This window comes from Chitinophaga sp., from assembly GCF_019236475.1.
GTDB lineage: Bacteria > Bacteroidota > Bacteroidia > Chitinophagales > Chitinophagaceae > Chitinophaga.
In genome coordinates this window covers 97,835-116,295 of record NZ_JAFAIX010000004.1, presented here as the reverse complement: position 1 = coordinate 116,295, position 18,461 = coordinate 97,835, and the positions used below count along the sequence as shown (strand labels likewise).

General features: G+C 46.8%; 16 protein-coding genes. 3 read left to right on the top strand and 13 right to left on the bottom strand.

Annotated features, from left to right (window positions below):
* Nucleotides 1-43 precede the first annotated feature (43 nt).
* The gene (locus JO154_RS04575) at nt 44-2,467 is read right to left on the bottom strand and encodes a penicillin acylase family protein (RefSeq protein ID WP_291942334.1); all 2,424 of its coding nucleotides are present in this window, start codon (nt 2,465-2,467) and stop codon (nt 44-46) included.
* A gap of 52 nt (nt 2,468-2,519) precedes the next feature.
* Nucleotides 2,520-3,623: an 8-amino-7-oxononanoate synthase gene (locus tag JO154_RS04570; RefSeq protein WP_291942333.1), complete on the bottom strand. Its 1,104-nt coding sequence runs from the start codon at nt 3,621-3,623 to the stop codon at nt 2,520-2,522.
* A gap of 68 nt (nt 3,624-3,691) precedes the next feature.
* On the opposite strand from JO154_RS04570, the gene JO154_RS04565 reads away from it, so the two are divergent.
* Nucleotides 3,692-4,288, top strand: a complete 597-nt coding sequence (locus tag JO154_RS04565; protein ID WP_291942331.1) for a tRNA-(ms[2]io[6]A)-hydroxylase — start codon at nt 3,692-3,694, stop codon at nt 4,286-4,288.
* Between the two features lie 98 nt (nt 4,289-4,386).
* On the opposite strand, the gene JO154_RS04560 is transcribed toward JO154_RS04565, so the two are convergent.
* Nucleotides 4,387-6,636, bottom strand: a complete 2,250-nt coding sequence (locus tag JO154_RS04560; protein WP_291942328.1) for a patatin-like phospholipase family protein — start codon at nt 6,634-6,636, stop codon at nt 4,387-4,389.
* Between the two features lie 108 nt (nt 6,637-6,744).
* Here JO154_RS04560 and JO154_RS04555 point away from each other — a divergent pair, with 108 nt between their 5' ends.
* Nucleotides 6,745-8,241 (top strand): MFS transporter, encoded by a 1,497-nt coding sequence (locus JO154_RS04555; protein WP_291942326.1) that lies wholly within the window; start codon nt 6,745-6,747, stop codon nt 8,239-8,241.
* Here the strand turns inward: JO154_RS04555 and JO154_RS04550 are convergent.
* The 9 genes from JO154_RS04550 to JO154_RS04510 all read right to left on the bottom strand — a co-directional run bounded on the left by JO154_RS04550 (nt 8,206) and on the right by JO154_RS04510 (nt 15,999).
* Nucleotides 8,206-9,183 carry a GSCFA domain-containing protein gene (locus JO154_RS04550; RefSeq protein ID WP_291942323.1) on the bottom strand — a complete coding sequence of 326 codons (978 nt, stop codon included), beginning with the start codon at nt 9,181-9,183 and terminating at the stop codon, nt 8,206-8,208. The two genes, JO154_RS04555 and JO154_RS04550, sit on opposite strands and share 36 nt — an antisense overlap.
* 9 nt (nt 9,184-9,192) lie before the next feature.
* Entirely contained in the window at nt 9,193-10,044 is an 852-nt protein-coding gene (locus tag JO154_RS04545; RefSeq protein ID WP_291942322.1) for a hydroxymethylglutaryl-CoA lyase, read from the bottom strand.
* 120 nt (nt 10,045-10,164) lie between these two features.
* Complete coding sequence (gene rlmB / locus JO154_RS04540; RefSeq protein ID WP_291942320.1) at nt 10,165-10,935, bottom strand: 23S rRNA (guanosine(2251)-2'-O)-methyltransferase RlmB; 771 nt, start codon at nt 10,933-10,935, stop codon at nt 10,165-10,167.
* Between the two features lie 36 nt (nt 10,936-10,971).
* A complete protein-coding gene (locus JO154_RS04535; protein ID WP_291942317.1) occupies nt 10,972-11,523 on the bottom strand; it encodes an NUDIX hydrolase in 552 nt (183 codons plus the stop codon).
* A gap of 32 nt (nt 11,524-11,555) precedes the next feature.
* Nucleotides 11,556-11,996: an N-acetyltransferase gene (locus tag JO154_RS04530; RefSeq protein WP_291942314.1), complete on the bottom strand. Its 441-nt coding sequence runs from the start codon at nt 11,994-11,996 to the stop codon at nt 11,556-11,558.
* A 134-nt stretch (nt 11,997-12,130) separates the two neighbouring features.
* Nucleotides 12,131-13,045, bottom strand: a complete 915-nt coding sequence (locus JO154_RS04525) for an EamA family transporter (protein WP_291942313.1) — start codon at nt 13,043-13,045, stop codon at nt 12,131-12,133.
* Between the two features lie 5 nt (nt 13,046-13,050).
* A complete protein-coding gene (locus JO154_RS04520) occupies nt 13,051-14,442 on the bottom strand; it encodes a pyridoxal-dependent decarboxylase (protein ID WP_291942310.1) in 1,392 nt (463 codons plus the stop codon).
* 133 nt (nt 14,443-14,575) lie between these two features.
* Nucleotides 14,576-15,058, bottom strand: coding sequence for a methylated-DNA--[protein]-cysteine S-methyltransferase (locus tag JO154_RS04515; protein WP_291942308.1), 483 nt, complete (start codon nt 15,056-15,058; stop codon nt 14,576-14,578).
* Nucleotides 15,059-15,063: 5 nt separating this feature from the next.
* Nucleotides 15,064-15,999 (bottom strand): hypothetical protein, encoded by a 936-nt coding sequence (locus JO154_RS04510; protein ID WP_291942306.1) that lies wholly within the window; start codon nt 15,997-15,999, stop codon nt 15,064-15,066.
* A 113-nt stretch (nt 16,000-16,112) separates the two neighbouring features.
* Between JO154_RS04510 and JO154_RS04505 the strand changes: the two genes are divergently transcribed.
* The gene (locus JO154_RS04505) at nt 16,113-17,540 is read left to right on the top strand and encodes a PLP-dependent aminotransferase family protein (RefSeq protein ID WP_291942304.1); all 1,428 of its coding nucleotides are present in this window, start codon (nt 16,113-16,115) and stop codon (nt 17,538-17,540) included.
* Nucleotides 17,541-17,595: 55 nt separating this feature from the next.
* Here the strand turns inward: JO154_RS04505 and JO154_RS04500 are convergent, their stop codons facing one another.
* Nucleotides 17,596-18,345, bottom strand: coding sequence for a glucose 1-dehydrogenase (locus JO154_RS04500; protein WP_291942302.1), 750 nt, complete (start codon nt 18,343-18,345; stop codon nt 17,596-17,598).
* Between the last annotated feature and the right edge of the window lie 116 nt (nt 18,346-18,461).

Sequence of the window (18,461 nt, the reverse complement as noted above, 5' to 3'; positions counted from 1 at the left end):
AAATTTTATTCAAAAAATATTTAAAAAGTTGAAAATGAGGAGGTTACTTGCCGCCGAATAACATCTTGTAGCGAATAATCGGATCATCCTTCTCGGAAGGTTCAAATATCCGCAGTAGGTAATAATTCCCTGCTACCCAGTCCGCTACGGCATTGTCGTAGTACGGGGAGCCAGGGTTTCCACTCTGCCCTCCTGGATATATGCCATAGGCCTCCGTTTTGGAAGTCAACTGCACCACCATCCTCCAAGAAGGACCATGCGTCTTCTTCGTAGCATTGACGATGTTCTGACCGCCACCGGTATTCAGATGCATGGCACTGAAGGCTTTTAATACCCGCGTCAAGTGACGGATGTCGGTGCCACGATATTTACCGAGTGGTAGTATCCCTTGCTTATCGGCCTCCTCAACTTCACCGGCGGTGGCGATAAAGGACGCATGCACAAGGTCGGATAATGTCTCTCGCTGCGGTGTATGCTTATCATCTATGAACTTAACCGTCGTATCCCGCAACAACATCATCAAAGTGGCTGTCGACTGCGGGTACGGCAACATGATACTATCATTGATATGTATATCATCCATCCAGAGAGTATCCTCTAAATGCCCCCACATCAAATTGAAGATAGTAGCAGCGCGACTCCCAGGACTAGCCACCCCATCCCAATCGACCAACTCTTTCCAGTACCCTTTCTGCTTGTCGTTGAGGGAACCGGTATACATGTGTGCTTTTAGCATTGGCATGGCATCACGGGCAAACAGATTGGTATTGTCTGTTTGTAAGTTCATCATGTCTTTAGGGGTGATATTGCTCTTACCGGCCAACACTTCATTCACATGCTTGCCACGGAAGAGATCATAAGAACCATAAAGGTTGTATGGATAGGTACTGTCGGTGGCTCGTTGATTGGCGGAGCTCACAAAGCCACGCGCCGGATTCTTGATATGCGGCAGTTCTCCATGTGGAATATATCCCTGCCATGCAAAACTGCTGTCTGTTCCGGGCATCACGAACTTTCCTTGATCTTTCCAGCGCAAAGGATACTGCCCATTATGCCAAATGGCAATATCACCATCTTTATCAGCGAAGGCGAAGTTCTGAGCAGGACACTGATAAGTGCTGAGCGCATCCAGGTAATCGTCGTAATTTTTGGCTTTATTTAGTTTGTAGAAGGTGAGGAATTCATTGGATGGATCCAACGCTTTCCAATGCATGGCCAGGAACTGTTGATTTAAAGTCTTCTCCGGATAAGTGTTATCAAACATCGTTGGGCCCCATACGGTATAGGCCACCGTATCGTAGACGGTATTACCACCACGCACTTTAATGGCTTCTATCCGCTGTTCTGCTTTGCGCCACTCTCCCTTGAAAAGATATTCCGACTTCCCATTGCGGAACTGCATGCGATAGAAATCTTTCACATCTTCTTCGCCATTCGTTACACCCCAGGCGATATGATCATTGAACCCGATGATAACGCCCGGCGCTCCTGGCAAGCTCGCACCGTATACATTCATTTCTGGCGTATGAATCTGTACTTCATACCAGAGAGAAGGCAAACTCAATCCCAGATGGGGATCGCTACAGAGGATAGGCGCTCCCTTCATGGTTTTACTCCCCGCTACGGCCCAGTTATTACTACCGTTGGCAGGGTCCGGATTGTTCATTTGATATTTCATGTAGGCGGCATCCATTGCCAGTACAGAATCTGGCGGCGCTACCGCTTTACTGCTGGCCTTTTCGTAGGCTGTGCCTTGGGGAATGATAGGATCGGTGCTATCCAAGAAATCCGGATACATCACGTTAAAATCCTTCTGGCTATAAAATTGTCTAGCTTTCGTATAGCCAAGATCGTTAGCAAATCCTGCTAGATCATGCGCCATGTATTTCAACAGATAGGCGGAATTGATTACATCCCATTTTTCCGGCTTGTAATCCAATATCTTGTATTCTACTGGTAAGGTGGCATCGGTGAGCGTGGCAATATAGGCATTGACACCAGCAGCGTAAGACTCTATGGCATCCTTGGTAGCCGGATTGGCCAACATCTCTTTTAAACATTCCTCTGCACCATAACCCATCCCTCTACGCCTGGCTTCCCGATCATATGGTATCATGGAAGGTCCTAGGATTTCCGACAGTCTGCCTGCAGCAGCGAACGTCTGCAACTCCATCTGCCAAAGCCTATCCCTGGCGGTGATATATCCCTGTACATAAAAGGCATCTGCCTCACTAGGAGCGAAAATATGCGGTACCATACGGTCGTCAAACCATACTTCCGCACTCCCTTTGTATCCTGGTAACTTGATGGATTCGCGCGTGCCATCAATGGGATCTGCATTTACCCAGAAACCCTCCTGGGGGCTCAATAACTTACCCAGTGGCGGTATGGAACCTATTTTGGTGTTCAGCGCCCAGGTCAACGATATAGTGATGGCGCCGGAAATAACTGCGGGGATGATTCTCATATTACTTCAAGGAATGTAATATGTAAAATACATCAAATTTGTTGCAATTCCGTCATTGTTTTAATACTGCTAATAATCGGTCGATTTCCGCTGTGGTATTATAACTATGCAGTACAATCCGCAACCGCTCCTCTCCTTTTGGCACTGTGGGATGTAAAATGGCGCGCACATCCAACCCCGATTCCTGCAACGCGGCAGCTACTGTTCTCGTATATTCGTTCCCTTTAGTAATCACAGCCTGTATCGGTGTTTCACTGGGAATGTTTTCAAAATGATGTATCCCCTTCCGGAAATAGGCTGTCAACTGCTTTAACTGCGCCCGCGCTTCGTGCATGTAAGGGAACAAACTGTAAGAGGCCTGCACGGCCGCAATGGCCGCCGGTGGTAACGCGGTCGTATATATGAAAGTCCGGCAAAAATTAATGAGATAATCCCGCAGTGTAGTAGATCCCAACACGACCGCTCCATGACAACCGACCGCTTTCCCAAAGGTATGTACCCGCGCAAAGCAATAGTCCTGCAACCCCAGGTGCTGCACCAACCCTTCTCCTTTGGCGCCAATGATGCCAGTGGCATGGGCTTCATCCACTATCAGACAAGCATTTAACTCTTTACACATCTTGGCGATTTGTTGCAATGGCGCCATATCTCCATCCATAGAATACACGGATTCTATGGCTACAAAGACATTCCCTTTTGCACGCTCGATTTTCTTTTGCAATTCCACCAAATCGTTATGGGCAAAGGAAAAGGACTCGGCGTTCGACAAGCGAATACCATCCCGGATACTGGCATGTATCAACTGGTCATACACAATGGTATCTCCTTTCTGCGGAACAGTGGAAAAGAGCCCCAAATTGGCATCATAACCGGAATTGAATATAAGGCCGGCCTGGGCCTGGTGAAAGGCGGCCAAATCCTGCTCTACTTCTTCTATCCAGGGATAATTACCTGCCAGCAGTCGCGATCCAGTACTCCCCATCATCGGGGCCCGTTCTTGCGTCAAAGTGTGAACGGCTTCCTTCATGGCGGCACTCCTGGCGAGTCCCAGGTAATCGTTGGAACAAAAGTCAACGAGATTACCGGAATGGCGCAGGCTCCGGAACATATGCTGCTCTCTGCGTTGCTGTAACTGCTGTTGTAAGAAATCTTCCATAATTGTTGTATTGCCACCAAGTTAAAAATCAAACTTATCTTCGCAAAAAAATTGCATTTGCCGATATCATGAGTAAAGTTTCCATTTTAGGCCTAAAATTACCTTCCGATCCAAGGTGGGTAAATCTGGCGGCCATCTCCCTCCAAGATATTCTGACGGATCACGCTTATTGCGAACAAAAGGCGGCTTCATCTGCTATTTCCCTCATTCAGCGCAATCCCGGCAGAACCAGAATGGTGGAAGAACTGGCGCCTATCGTAACGGAAGAATGGGGTCATTTCCGCCAAGTATTGGCCGAAATGAAGAAGAGAGGCCTTCAATTGGGTAAACAAAGAAAAGACGATTATGTTAACGCTTTGCTGGAATTCAAAGTAAAAGGCGGCAGCGCCGAAGATGCTTTCCTGGATTCTCTCCTGATATTTGCACTCATCGAAGCCCGCAGTTGTGAACGCTTCCGCCTCCTCAGCGAAGGACTGGAAGATGAATACCTGCGCGAATTCTACCGGAAATTTATGATCTCTGAAGCCGGCCACTACCGCCTCTTCATCGACCTAGCCATCGAATACTTCCCAGAAGATCGCGTACGCCAACGCTGGCAAGAATGGCTGCACAGAGAAGCTGAAATAATGAATGAAATTGAAGTGCGCGGCGATAGAATGCACTAATCGCACACGAAGATGAGATTTGTATAAATAATATCGGGAGACACGTGTCTCCCGATATTATTTATCTCCTTTATCACTTCGCCCAGAGGCAAAGTTCCCTAGAAATTATACCCTATATTCACGTAAAACCGGAGCTTTCCCACTTGATCACTATACATCATAGTGGCTTCTATCGGTCCTAATCTACTGCTGTAACCCGCTCCTAGCCCATATCCGCTGAGATATTTATATTTCCCCGAAGTACTGGCATTCAAATCATACACGGCTGCCCCCACTTTCGGCATGGCGAAAATATTCCGCAATACTTCCCATTGCCATCCCAACTGCATGGCGGCTATACTGGTGGTAATCACTTCGCCTTCATATAAGCCTACAAATGGAATCTGGTTGTACATCACATCGGTCATGCCACCTACAAAATAGGTATTCACGCCCGTCTGACGATTGCCAAAATTAACGGCACCCGCAGCATTGGCGGTGATGGAAGAACGATCCCCCGTAGGCAGATAATACTTCGCTTTGATCATGGCATGCATGAAATCCTGGAAGTCGATGCCCACATCTTTTGGCTCCACCGGCTGCCCATTGACATTCACCCTTATCCCGCTATGCTGATTGTAAATATAACCGGTCTTAAAATCCAACAACATCCCCTTGCTAGGGTATATTTTCCTATCCAGCGAATTCACGCCGAAATAAATAAATGAATTCAATTGATTGGTACTGCCACGCAACTCCAAGTAGGGCGAGAATTGCGGCAAATATTTAATGTATTCCCATCGAGTAGTAGCGCCCATGGCCATGGTATTACCAAAGGTGAACTGCACGTCCATGCCTACATAGGCAAACTTATTCCGATATGATTGTAGCTTATTGAAAGACTCATCGTAAAAATTAATACCATTGTTTTCGTAATAAGCATTCAATCCCAATCCAAAATTCCTCCGACCACCCAAATATTTGAAGTATTCCGCCTGCAGACGCGGATTTTCACTGATACCCAACGTCACAAAGGAACGGGAATTCTTCGTGATAAAATTGCGCTGTGTGAGGTTCACAATCGCCATCGCATTGGTCAGACTATTATAATTCAGGGCGAATTTGGCAGATGTCAATGCATTCTCTTCTACAGTAATATCCATCCGGCTTTGACCATATCCTTCCGGTGTCAATTCATACGTAATGACCTTGTAAAAACGAGTACCATACACGTTTTGCACGGCATCCCGCAATTGCTGCGACGTATAACAACCGCCTGGTCTCAATCGCAATCGTTGTATAAAGAATTTCTCATCTGAATGCACCAATCCTTTTACATGGATACTACTGAGCTCAATATCTGTTGAAAACGGCAAGCGATTCTTTACAAACGCAGGACCAGGCGCCAACGCATTTAGCGAATCCGCCAAATGCTTAAATACCGGGTACATCTCTCTGCCCACCCGCTTTCCGGCTTCTATAATGGAATCTACACTGCCAAAGCTGGCAGCAGTATAAGGCTCCAATTCTTTTTTTAGGGAGACATAAATATCACATTCCTTCCGCTCTTTCTCAAAATCTACGGCATCCTTATAAAATCCCAATTGGTATAAAATATCTATCGGGGTGACCAGGTGCTCAGATTTACGCAAGCCTCCACTGACATTAGATCCTATGACTATATCGGCTCCCATCTCTTTGGCAGTGATCACCGGAAAATTTCGAACCACGCCCCCATCCACTAGCTTGCGTCCATTAATGGAAACAGCCGTAAAGATGGATGGAATGGCCATACTCGCCCGCATACTGGTCACAATCTCGCCACTGTCGAGGGTGACAATCTCCCCGGTAGCAACATCTGTGGCAATACATTTGAAAGGAATATTAAACCCTGAAAAATTCTTCTGGTCTTTTGCAGGCCAACACAACTTCGCCAGTTCCAACCAGAGCGCTTGTCCAGTGATTACGCCGGATGCCAACTTTGGCTTCCCAAATTCGAAAGGAATTTCTATGATGTATTTGTTGTACTCTTTCTTTTCTTCGTAGGATATATCCTGGATATTAGGCTGATTGGAGAACAATGCATTCCAGTCCATCCGTTTGGCGAGTACTTCAATGGTATCCCCGGAATAGCCCATGGCATATAAGCCCCCGATAATACTTCCCATACTCGTTCCCGTTAGATAGTCGATTTTCAGACCAGCACTGTCTATCGCCTCCAGGATACCAATATGCGCCAAGCCCCTGGCTCCTCCCCCAGAGAGGGTAAGGCCAATCTTCGGCCGCTGCTGCGCCTGGGAAATCACATGTAGGCACAGTAGCAGCGCGACGAATATTAAACGGAAACTTTTGTTCTGTCTTGGGTTCATGAGTATCGAGCGCTACACTAAGATAAAGAAAGATTCATATGCAGTTATGAAACGTTACAAGAATTCGTTAACTTTTACCTATATATTAATCCATCCATTTACACGTCTATGAATCAACTCTCTGCTAAACAGAATATCTGGCAGGTTATCTTTGCCTCTTCCGCGGGCACTTTGATAGAATGGTACGACTTCTACATCTTCGGAAGTCTCTCTGCCATTATCTCTGAAAAATTCTTTCCACCCAGCAATCCAGATCTTGCGTATATCGCCACACTGGCCTTCTTCGCGGTAGGTTTTGTGGTACGTCCTTTTGGTGCGATCGTCTTCGGAAGATTAGGGGATATCGCCGGACGTAAGTATACGTTCCTCCTCACCTTATTGATTATGGGTGGCTCTACGTTCGCTATAGGACTCATTCCGAGCTATCATACCATCGGGATTATAGCGCCGGCATTGATCCTCATACTCCGACTCCTGCAAGGCCTTGCGCTGGGCGGAGAATACGGCGGCGCCGCCACCTATGTGGCCGAACATTCGCCGGCAGAAAGAAGAGGATATTATACCAGTTTTATCCAAACAACTGCTACACTGGGCCTCTTTGTGTCGCTCGGCGTGATACTCGTTACCCGCACCAGTATGAGCACGGAGTCCTTCAACGAGTGGGGCTGGCGTATTCCTTTCCTGCTGAGCGTTCTGCTGGTGGTGATGTCTTATTATATCCGCATCCGCCTCTCAGAATCACCGTTGTTCGCACAAATGAAGAAGGAAGGTAAAACCAGTACCAATCCTATTAAAGAGAGCTTCGGTAATAAAGAAAACCTGAAACTGGTGCTGATTGCGCTTTTCGGGGCCACTATGGGACAAGGGGTGGTATGGTATACCGGACAATTCTATGCACTGTCTTTCCTCCAGAAAACCATGAATATTGAATTTGTACAGTCTAATATCATCATTGCGGTGGCATTATTACTGGGTACGCCTTTCTTTATCTGGTTTGGTGGATTATCCGATAAAATCGGACGAAAAAAAATCATGCTGGCAGGTATGCTATTGGCTGCCCTGGCCTATTTCCCGATATATTATACAATGGATAATATCGGTAATCTCAGTATAAAAAAGGAACTCGCCAGCGAATTCCGCATCGAAAGTAACAGCCATAAAAACGATAAGGGAGAACTGGTACAGGTAAGCACCCGTATCCATACCTATGACGACCAAACCATCCTACAGGAAACAGGCGATAAAAAAGAGATTACGGTGAGTCGGACGAATATGATTTATTTGATATTGTTGGTGTTTGTACAGGTACTCTTCGTAACGATGGTATATGCGCCCATCGCGGCTTTCCTGGTGGAATTATTCCCTACGCGTATCCGGTACACTTCAATGTCCTTGCCGTATCATATCGGGAATGGCGTATTCGGCGGACTCCTACCTACTATTTCCACGATATTGGTTACCACCTACCATAACCACCTGGCAGGCTTAATCTACCCGGTGGCTATCGCGTTGATATGTTTTGTAGTAGGTATGTTGTTGATTAAAGACCGTAAAGGCGAAGCATTAAATTCAGTGAGACGAGAGTCGCTCCAAAAGGTCGGCTAGTTGCAGCTCCGGATGGTCCAGCATCAGTTTTTTCACCTTATCGGTATAGGTTTTCAGAAACTGCTGGTGCTGGGTACTTTCCGGGTTCATAGGTCGGTGAGCGGCCGCCCGGTTGATTTCCGCAATCTGGTGCAGTAAAGGCTGACTTTCAGGATGCACGCAGCTTTGAACCACCTTCTCCCATACATAGTTGACCGCCAGTTCATTCGGATGAACCATGTCTTCCTTAAAAAATCTATAATCCCGCAAATCATCTATCACCAGTTCATACGCAGGAAAATAAAACAAACGATCGAATTTATTCACCAGGTGATGTACTGCCTGTAACAGGATCGCTTTGCTGAAATTATTCTCCACCACACCATCCCGGATATAACGGACAGGACTCACCGTAAACAGGATATTGACTTTCCTGTTACGGAAAAACAGTCGGTGCATCACATTATCCAGGGCAGTAATGATTTCATCTACCGTCAACATGCGTTTATAGAAATGGGCCGCTGGTACCTTGTGGTTGTTGGCCACCAGGCGATTATTTTCTTTCAGGAAATGAGCATGGGCGGAACCCAAGGTGAGCACGAGCCAATCGGCCTGCTCTAAGGTATTCGCAGCAGCGGCGGCAGCGGTATTCATCTGCTGTAGTGCCTTTTCGGGGTTTACATCCGAAAAGCGACTATGATGATCCCAGCTATGCCAGATATCGTTATGAAGAAAGAGGTCTTTTTCCGTATATACTTTACCGTCTAGGTAAGCGGTAAGCGCATGGGTAATGCTCAGGGGATTGAAGAGAATACCATGCGGATTGATAAGGGTATTAAAACGGTGCTCCTGCAGTTTTTCGCCTATTTCTTCAGCGAAGCAGGACCCCATCAGCATCAGCTTATCACTGTACTGGATGGCATTTTCCAGTGGTTCCACTGGAAATCCGAGGTGAAATTGCATGTTATCCGGTTAATTCGTAAACACTAAATCCGCCAGGGCCTGCGCTTTTATAAGGGCATTTCTGTCCAGCGGCAGGGATTCCTGGTGTTTATCGCAGAATGCAATCAAGTTCTCTGTAGCCAGGTTGCCCACCAGTTCATCCTTCGCCATAGGGCATCCTCCGATGCCTTTGATGGCACTATCGAACCGGCGACACCCATGCTCCCAGGCAGCCAGTACTTTTTCCTCCCATTGGTGCGGAGCGGCGTGGAAATGTGCGCCAAACTCCACATTCGGATAGGCTGGAATAAGATGCTGGAAGAGATTGGAGATCGTAACAGGATCTGCTACGCCAACAGTATCTGCCAGGGAGATGATATTGATCTCCAGTTTCGCCATCTCCTCTACCCAACGGAGCACGATTTCCGGACTATAGGCATCTCCGTAAGGATTGCCGAAGCCCATGGAAATATACACCACCAGTTCCTTATGATTCTTGATACAGAGCTCCTGCATGGTTTGCACCTGTTCCAGGGATTCTGCGATGGTTTTATTGGTATTGCGCAGTTGGAATGTTTCTGATACGGAGAAAGGAAACCCTAAGTAATTGATTTCATCAAATACCACCGCTTCCTCTGCTCCGCGGACATTCGCTACAATCGCTAGCAGCTTACTTTTGCTGCCCTCCAGTTTAAGCTGTGGCAATACCTTCGCCGTATCGGCCATCTGTGGAATGGCTTTCGGCGATACAAAACTGCCGAAGTCGATCGTGTCAAAACCGACCTGCAACAGTGCGTTCAGGTACTGCACTTTTTCTTCCGTGCTGATGATTCGATGCCAGCCTTGCATAGCATCTCTTGGGCATTCAATCAGTTTAAGCATATGCATAATTTGGAATGGGCAGTTAAGTGTCTCGCTAAGGTCGCAAGGGAGCAAAGACGCAATTTTACAAAATATTCTTCGCGCCCTTTGCGTATTTATTCTTTGCGTCTCTGCGTGAAACTACATCCGCTGCTTCATCGCTTCATACAGGATAATTCCGGCTGCTACAGACACGTTGAAGGATTCAAATTCTCCGGCCATAGGAATACGGAATAATACGTCTGAAGCCTTGCGCAATGCAGGATAAACGCCGTGATCTTCGGAACCCATGATTACCGCTACCGGCTCTGTCAGGTTACAATCACCCAGTTTGATATCTGTTTCCATTTCACTGGTCAGTACACTGATTCCGTTCAGGTGCAGGGTGTCGATCGCTTTCAGCAAGCTGTTCACGCGACAAACAGCAATTTTTTCCAGTGCACCGGCGGAAGATTTCATGGCTTCCTCATTCAAAGCAGCAATCCCTTTATCCGGGATGATGATTGCCTGAGCACCGCAACACACCGCACTACGCGCGATGGCGCCAATATTTCGTACATCCGTGATACCATCCAGTATCAGGAACAACGGCGTCTGACCTTGTTCTGTTACATGGGAAATGACATCCTGTAAATCCAGATAGGTTACATTTCCTACTAGGGCAATAACGCCCTGATGGTTCGCCTGGGTCATCCCGTTCAGCTTTTCTACGGGCACCAGGTTCACCGGTATATTAAATTGCTGAGCACCTTCTTTAATCTGTGGGATGATATCTCCCGTAGCACTGCGCAGCATAAATATCCGCTCTATTGGTCTACCGCTGTTAATGGCTTCAATAACAGGCTGACGACCGATAATCAACGATGATTGCTTTGGACGCGGGCTCGCGTGCTTCTTAAATTTCCTTTCCATTGGCACAAAGATACTAGTCCTGGCGGACATAGCCCGTTAATGCCCCAGTAACTGCAATTTAAGCTGCTGAATAGCCGCTACAGATAAAGAGTCAGTTATCTCGAAATCCTTTACCATCCTATACGCTTCCTCAAAAGGTACCTTCCGGACCAGTAACTGTTCGGTTTCCTCCGGGGTCGATTCTTGTTGCTCTAGGCCACGGGCCAGGAATACGATGGCCGATTCATCTGTCACGGAATTGGAGGTATCCAGTCGGGTAAGTACTTCCCATTCTCGGGCTACCAGACCAGTTTCCTCTAACAGTTCCCTCCTGGCCGTATCCAGGGGATCTTCTCCAAATGTGCCTCCTCCTTCTGGAAGTTCCCAACTGAAACGATTCAACGGGAAACGGTATTGGCCTACCAAGTAAGTATTCATTTCCTCATCCAGCGGCAATACACCTACCGCCAAATGCTTAAAGTGTACCACGCCGTAAATACCTGGATTCCCTGCTGGGTTCACCCCTTGATGGTGGGTAACACTAATCCAGTTATTCTCATATTTCAGCTCACTGGAAGTTATCTTCCAGGGGTTTTTGTGTATATCCATCCTGCAATGTAAAAAAGTTATTTGGATCGGCTTTAGATGGACAGATAGTAAGTGAGGAAGTCATTATCCTTCTGGAAACCCAGGCTCTCATACAATTTTTGTGCGCCTGTATTAGTGATTTCCGTCTGTAACATCATCCATTTCGCATCTGTATCCTTAGCCAACTGGCGGGATCTTTCCACCAGTAATTTACCAGCGCCTCTGCCCCTATGGGCTTCCAGCACAAATAAATCGTTCAGCATCCACGCACGTTTCATGCCAACTGAGGTAAAAATGGGATACAACTGCACAAAACCAATAGCTCTACCCTCTTCCAGGGCCAGATAGATCATACTATCCTGATTGTTGATCCTGTCTGACATAAATTGCCATGCACCTTCATAATCAGGCTCCTGACGGTAAAAGTTACGATATTCGAAGAACAGGGCTCCTGCTTCATTGACCCACGAGGTGTTTGCCTGGATGATTTCCATAAGATCTGTTTTTTATAATATTTATACAAGGTAACTATTTTCCTAAAAATAGATCAGATGCCTGATCCGGTGGAAACCGGCGCGGCATCTGACTATACTTCTACCTTAAAACATTTTTCGTATATAGGATAACGTTATTTGGCTGCTTTTAGTTGCTTATTCTTGGCCACCGCATTATTGACCAGGTACACCCCACCCAAGGTGATCAGGCAGCCCAGGCCCATCATCCAAGTCAGCCCTTCTTTCAAGAGTATCCACCCCAGCAATACCGCTACTATCGGGTTGATATAAGCATACACGGAGGCCAGAGAGGTGGGCAGATTATTCAACACAAAAATATAAGCGCTATAACTCAGGAGTGATCCTACCAATATCAGGTAGAGCAAACTTTCCCATAACTCTGTGGAGAAAGTGCCGGCATTAATGTGTTGCCCCATAAACAATGTAGATATCAACAACATCACCACGCCGCTGAAAAACATCTGGAATCCGGCTCCATACAAGAAATTCACTTCAATCGCCCATTTAGCAGTTAGCACAGAACCTAATGCCCAAAAGATACACGCCAAAATGGATAATAGAATACCAAAGCGAAACTCCGGATTCATCAAACTCGACAGGTAATTGTAGAATATAAAGGCTACTCCTGCGAATCCCAATACCAGCCCAATAATGAGTTGTAAACTCATCCTGGTTTTCTGTACCAGGAAATAACTAAATAAGGTAATCCAAATAGGTACGGTAGCACTGATGATAGCGCCTAATCCACTAGGGATATATTGCATCGCCCATGTCATCAGGCCGTTGCTGCCGCAAAGCATCAGTAAACCGATGATAAATAATTTGGAGAGCACCACCCGTTGCGGGATTTTATAGCCACGCAACAGGAAAAATAGTATGAGTATGAACCCTGCTGTGGTTTGCCTTAATCCAGACAGTGTGATGCCATGAATATGTCTTACGCCGATACGGGATGCGAGGTAAGTAGTTCCCCAAAAAATACTTACGATGACCAATGCCACATAGCCCATTGTTAATGATTTCCGCATAATTTTTATTTTCTGGTTAACAATTGTTGTATGGTATCCCATACTAGTTGAATATCTTTTTCGGTCGTGCGCCAGTTGACCAATGCCGCGCGTATAGCGGGTTGCCCTTGATACTGCGTTTTCGTCATATATACTACTCCACTGTTATTCAATGCAGTCAGGAATCCCGACACTGCATCTGCTTGCGTTTCGGAGGGTACATCCAGTGTAAAGCAGGCTACACACATGCGTACAGGCGCCAGCAGTTTTAAACGAGCGTCTGAGGCGATCAATGCTCCCAGCTTCCGCGCTAAGTTGACATTGTTTTCCACGATGTACCGATATCCTTCCCTACCATAAGCTTGTAAGCTAAACCAGGCCGGCAATGCACGCAGTCGACGGGAGTTTTCCGGGATATAATTATTGTAATGAAATTCCTGGAGCGGATCGCCGAGATAGGCTGCTCCAGGGTTTTGGAATACGCTTACCTGCAACTTTGGATGCCTGTTGAAAACCATGGCGGAATCATAAGGTACATTCAACCATTTATGGGCATCCACGGTAATACTGTCGGCCTGTTCCCATCCCTGGAGTAAATGTTTATGTTCCTCTGAGCAGGCGGCAAATCCACCGAAGGCGGCATCTACATGCAACCAGAAATTATATTTCTCTTTCAACGCCGCAATCGCCGCGATATCGTCAAAATCAACGGTGTTAACGGTTCCCGCGTTGGCTACATAAATAAACGGCTGATCCGGATGCTCCTGCAAATAGGCTTCCAGTGCTTGTAGATCTACACTCTCCCGATTGGGCAATGCAGGTATTCGCACCAAACTATTCCTTCCTAAACCTAGCATAGACATAGATTTGAGGATGCTGGAATGTGGTACGGAAGACAAAATCTTCACGTGCTGCAATGCGCTCATCCCATCAGCGGCGATGTCTACTCCTAGCTGATTCCCTAACCACTGCCGGCCTATGGCCAGGCCCGTGAAATTAGCCATGGTAGCACCGCTAACGAAAGCGCCGAGAAATTCCGTTGGTATATCGAATAAGGATCTTAATTGTTGAATGGTATCTTCTTCTATGCAGGTGGCTACTGTTCCGCTACTGGAGCCATTCAAGTCCAATGCGGAGGTGATCCAATCACCCATGAGCGCCGCCGGCGTAACGCCTCCGGTTACAAAGCCCCAGTAACGCGGCCCTGTTGCGGCGGTGAGCTGATCACCATATAATTGTCTGAATTTCTCCAGGGTGGCTGCACCGCCCATGCCGGCCTGCGGCAATGTCACAGTAGGAAGCGAATGATTAGCCTTGTGGGGAGCCAGTTTATCTGCTACTGATAAAAACCTGTTGCTAAAGTCTTTGGTGAGCTGTAATAGCTGGTCTGTGTACTTTAAATCGTCTGATAACTTCATGGATGCCTGGAATCTTTAAGGGTGAATCATTCGCTATTCCGGCACAAAATTGACACATTTTCAAATTCTAAAACAGATCCAGTTTTTGATTTTTTGAGGATATCAGATTTAAAAGCAGCTATTTTGTAAACAGTTAACGCAATCCAGTAAACAAATCGCCGCGCTCATGATCCAGCAGCCAGCGTTTGCGCCATAATCCGCCCGCATAGCCCGTCAGTACACCATTTGCGCCTACTACTCTATGACAGGGTACAATGATAGCGAGTGCATTTTTACCGTTGGTAGACGCCACTGCGCGAATGCTTTTGAGGTTATTCATTCGCTTGGCCTGTTGCATATAGGTGATCGTTTGCCCAAAGGGAATATGCAATAATTGCTCCCAGACGGATTGTTGAAAATCGGTGCCCGGTTGAGATAAAGGCAGTTCAAATTTCCTGCGTTCCCCTGTGAAGTACTCATGCAATTGCTGGGCGCACTCCAATAACAATGGGGGCGCTTCCAGGAAAGTTTCCTCTGGGTCCTCGGTGAAGGAAACCGCATTGATATGGGTTTGGGTGCCGGTGATTACCAGCGGCCCAACGGGAGTGTCTATACGAAGATGATACTGCGTATCCATAGTATTTATTGGGGTAGTAGTGTTCTCCACAGATAAAATGTTGCATAGGCGGCATGTTCTTGCCAGCCATGAGTAATTTGCTTTAACAATGCTGCATCTGGCTTGGCGGATAATTGCATCCTGGCTTTGATGGCATTGTGCAGGCCCGCATCCTCCAAAGGTAATGCTTCTGGGAAACGGCCGTATTTCATCAAGATATAATTGGCCGACCAGTTGCCGATCCCTTTCAATGCTATCAGTCTCTCTTTCGCCTGTTGATAATTCATACTGTCCAACATCGCTGCGGAAAAAGTGCCTGCTACAATTTCATTGGCAGTAGCAATCAGGTATTTGGCTTTCCCTCCTGAAAACTGCAATGGGGTCAGCATTTCCGGCGTAAGGGCCGCAATTACTTCCGGCCTAGGGAACAGGTTATACACGGAGCCATTCACCGTAATACTGTAGCCAAAATGTTCTATCAACCGCTGACGCAAGGTGTAGGCAAAAGCCAAGTTAATCTGTTGCCCGATGATGGTCCAGCAGAGGGATTCAAACATATCAGGAATCCCTATCAATCGCAAGCCCCGATACCTGGCTGGTAGTCCTGCTAGCAATGGGTTGGCATCCGCCCATGTATAAAAAGCGCGCAAATCCGCGTCGAGGTGTAGCCAGCGGGTCACATAGCGCTGTATCTCCGCGATGGCTGCCTTGCTTAGTGCTGTCGCCGTTTCTTCCAACTCTGTAAATGCTACCGGCAATACGGCTACGGCCACCCGACCGTCTCCATTATCAGAAATTGTCAGCAACACGGGAATGCCGTCTGCCAAAATCACTTTCTGCAACTGCCCCTCTCGGATAAAATGCAAACTCTCTTTGTCAGAACGCCCCAAGAATATCAAACATTCCTGGAAAGAAAAATTATCCGGATCAGTTACATCCACCAAAATCTGCTGAACATCCATAGTATACAAAAATAAAAAATCAACGCACAGTTCCAAGCCCGATTCTTGCGAATATTTTCTTAAATAAAACAGATGTATTTTTTGTACTTTTGACCATATCAGATTTTTTTACCATGCTAAAAACAGCCGATCACCTGTATCTCCAGGTGGCAGACAATATAGAAACACTGATAGAGAAGGACGTCCTGAAAATTGGCGAGAAACTCCCTTCTGTACGCACGCTGAGCAAGCAACAGGGCATCAGCCTCTCTACTGCTTTCCAGGCCTATTACCACCTGGAATCAAAGGGACTGATTGAATCCAGGCCGAAATCGGGTTATTATATTCGCTTTAATACCCGCCGGATGCCGGATATCCCTACTAGCTGCGAACCGGTAAAAAAAGCCACAGACGTTACCGTTCATGAAATGGTAGATGCCGTATTCCAACATATGGCCAACGACGATGTGATGAAATTCTCTGTAGCCACGCCTCCACCTAGTCTCCTCCCAGGGGCCAAATTGGCCAAAGCGGTGGTACAAGCCATGCGCGACCTCCCCAATTATGGGATTGGTTATGAACAGTTACAAGGAAATGTAAGGTTACGCCGACAAGTAGCCTTGCATGCTCTCTACTGGGGCGGCGCCTATACAGAAAATGACGTGATCACCACCAACGGCTGCGTAGATGCATTGACGTTATGTCTCACCGCCACCACCCAACCGGGGGATACCATTGCGATTGAAAGTCCGGCCTATTATGGCGCGCTACAACTCGCAGAGGGACTAGGACTGAAAGTGCTGGAAGTGCCCACCCATCCTATTACTGGCGTGGACCTCGCGTACCTGGACAAAGCCATTCCTCGTCATAAAATCAAAGCTTGCTTATTTGTTCCTAATTTCAACAATCCTATCGGCTGTTGTATGCCCGACAAGCATAAGCAGGCGCTGGTGCATATCGTGGAGAAATATGATATCGCGCTGATTGAAGATGATATTTATGGAGATCTGTATTTTGGCAAACAGCGTCCGGCCACTTGCAAAACGTTCGACAAGAAAGGAAATGTGTTGTATTGCAGTTCGGTATCCAAATCAGTAGCACCGGGCTTTCGCGTAGGGTGGACGATCCCCGGCAAGTATAAAGACAAAGTATTGCAAATGAAACGGCATCATTCCATTGCTTGTCCTACTGTTACGCATGCATCTGTGGCTTATTTCCTGGAAACTGGCAGGTATGAAAATCATCTGCGCAACTTGCGGAAGATCCTGCATACCCAGTTTTTACGCTATTCTCAGGCCATTATGGAATATTTCCCGGAGAGTACAAAAATATCTCGTCCGCAGGGAGGTTGTGTATTGTGGATAGAGCTGGACCCTGAAATTAATACCTACGAATTATTCCAGGTGGCGCTGAAACATAAGATCAGCTTCTGTCCGGGTAGGGTGTTCAGTTTGCAGGACCGTTACTCCAACTGTTTACGTATATCCTTCAGCGTGCCCTGGTCTAAACAGGTTGAGGAGAGTCTGAAAACGCTGGGTAAACTCATTCGTAAAATGCAATAAAAAATCCGGCAGCAACAAATGTTACTGCCGGATAAACAAAACAAAACAAATCAAATTAGCCAGCTAAAGGGTGCACGGCAAAACCGCCATCCACATTCACTTCCGACCCGGTGATGAAGCTAGCATCATCCGAAGCTAGGAAGGTCACTAGTTTGGCTACCTCAGCAGGTTGCCCGATGCGTTTCATCGGAACAAGGGTGCTGAAGTGTTCTAACGCTTCCGCCTGAAAACCGGCTTTATCGAAAATAGGGGTCTGAATAGGACCCGGATTAACCGCATTTACACGTATTTTCCTTGGTGCCAGCTCTCGGGATAAGGTTCTGGCAAGGGAGTTCAGTGCCGCCTTACTAGCGCTGTATACCGCCGTTCCTGGCATACCTACTAAGGCATTGATAGAAGAAAGGAATATAATAGAACCTCCTTCATTTATCAGTGGCAGCAGATATTGAGCGGTGAAGAATGCCCCTTTGAAGTTGATATCCATTACGGTATCGAAGTGGCCTTCATCCGTATCTTGGAAGGACGCAAATTTGCCCACTCCTGCGTTGATGAATAACACATCTATTTTACCATAACGGTTACGAATATACTCCGCCAATTGCTTAGTGTCTTCCAGACTTTGCTGGTCTGCTGTAAATCCTGCTGCTGGCTCTCCCAGTTGTTGTACTGCCTTCTTCACCGCATCGGGGTTTCTGCCCGTAATGAGCACCCTGTATCCTTTCGCCAAAAATTCTTCCGCTGTAGCAAAGCCTATTCCGCTGTTTCCGCCGGTGACAACCACCGTTTTATCTTGATAACTACTCATTTCGATTAATTTAAAAGTTTCAATATATGGATGATAAAGAAAAGCGCTGACGCGCTGAAGGGAATGGAGGAGCAAGCCAATGGATGAAGTTAATTTTCGGAGTTAATGGATGAAGT

What these genes read in the sequence shown, in the direction of transcription:
- JO154_RS04575 (WP_291942334.1), bottom strand. Translation starts at nt 2,467, where the DNA reads ATGAGAATCATCCCCGCAGTTATTTCCGGCGCCATCACTATATCGTTG.
- JO154_RS04570 (WP_291942333.1), bottom strand. Translation starts at nt 3,623, where the DNA reads ATGGAAGATTTCTTACAACAGCAGTTACAGCAACGCAGAGAGCAGCAT.
- JO154_RS04565 (WP_291942331.1), top strand. Translation starts at nt 3,692, where the DNA reads ATGAGTAAAGTTTCCATTTTAGGCCTAAAATTACCTTCCGATCCAAGG.
- JO154_RS04560 (WP_291942328.1), bottom strand. Translation starts at nt 6,636, where the DNA reads ATGAACCCAAGACAGAACAAAAGTTTCCGTTTAATATTCGTCGCGCTG.
- JO154_RS04555 (WP_291942326.1), top strand. Translation starts at nt 6,745, where the DNA reads ATGAATCAACTCTCTGCTAAACAGAATATCTGGCAGGTTATCTTTGCC.
- JO154_RS04550 (WP_291942323.1), bottom strand. Translation starts at nt 9,183, where the DNA reads ATGCAATTTCACCTCGGATTTCCAGTGGAACCACTGGAAAATGCCATC.
- JO154_RS04545 (WP_291942322.1), bottom strand. Translation starts at nt 10,044, where the DNA reads ATGCTTAAACTGATTGAATGCCCAAGAGATGCTATGCAAGGCTGGCAT.
- rlmB (WP_291942320.1), bottom strand. Translation starts at nt 10,935, where the DNA reads ATGGAAAGGAAATTTAAGAAGCACGCGAGCCCGCGTCCAAAGCAATCA.
- JO154_RS04535 (WP_291942317.1), bottom strand. Translation starts at nt 11,523, where the DNA reads ATGGATATACACAAAAACCCCTGGAAGATAACTTCCAGTGAGCTGAAA.
- JO154_RS04530 (WP_291942314.1), bottom strand. Translation starts at nt 11,996, where the DNA reads ATGGAAATCATCCAGGCAAACACCTCGTGGGTCAATGAAGCAGGAGCC.
- JO154_RS04525 (WP_291942313.1), bottom strand. Translation starts at nt 13,045, where the DNA reads ATGCGGAAATCATTAACAATGGGCTATGTGGCATTGGTCATCGTAAGT.
- JO154_RS04520 (WP_291942310.1), bottom strand. Translation starts at nt 14,442, where the DNA reads ATGAAGTTATCAGACGATTTAAAGTACACAGACCAGCTATTACAGCTC.
- JO154_RS04515 (WP_291942308.1), bottom strand. Translation starts at nt 15,058, where the DNA reads ATGGATACGCAGTATCATCTTCGTATAGACACTCCCGTTGGGCCGCTG.
- JO154_RS04510 (WP_291942306.1), bottom strand. Translation starts at nt 15,999, where the DNA reads ATGGATGTTCAGCAGATTTTGGTGGATGTAACTGATCCGGATAATTTT.
- JO154_RS04505 (WP_291942304.1), top strand. Translation starts at nt 16,113, where the DNA reads ATGCTAAAAACAGCCGATCACCTGTATCTCCAGGTGGCAGACAATATA.
- JO154_RS04500 (WP_291942302.1), bottom strand. Translation starts at nt 18,345, where the DNA reads ATGAGTAGTTATCAAGATAAAACGGTGGTTGTCACCGGCGGAAACAGC.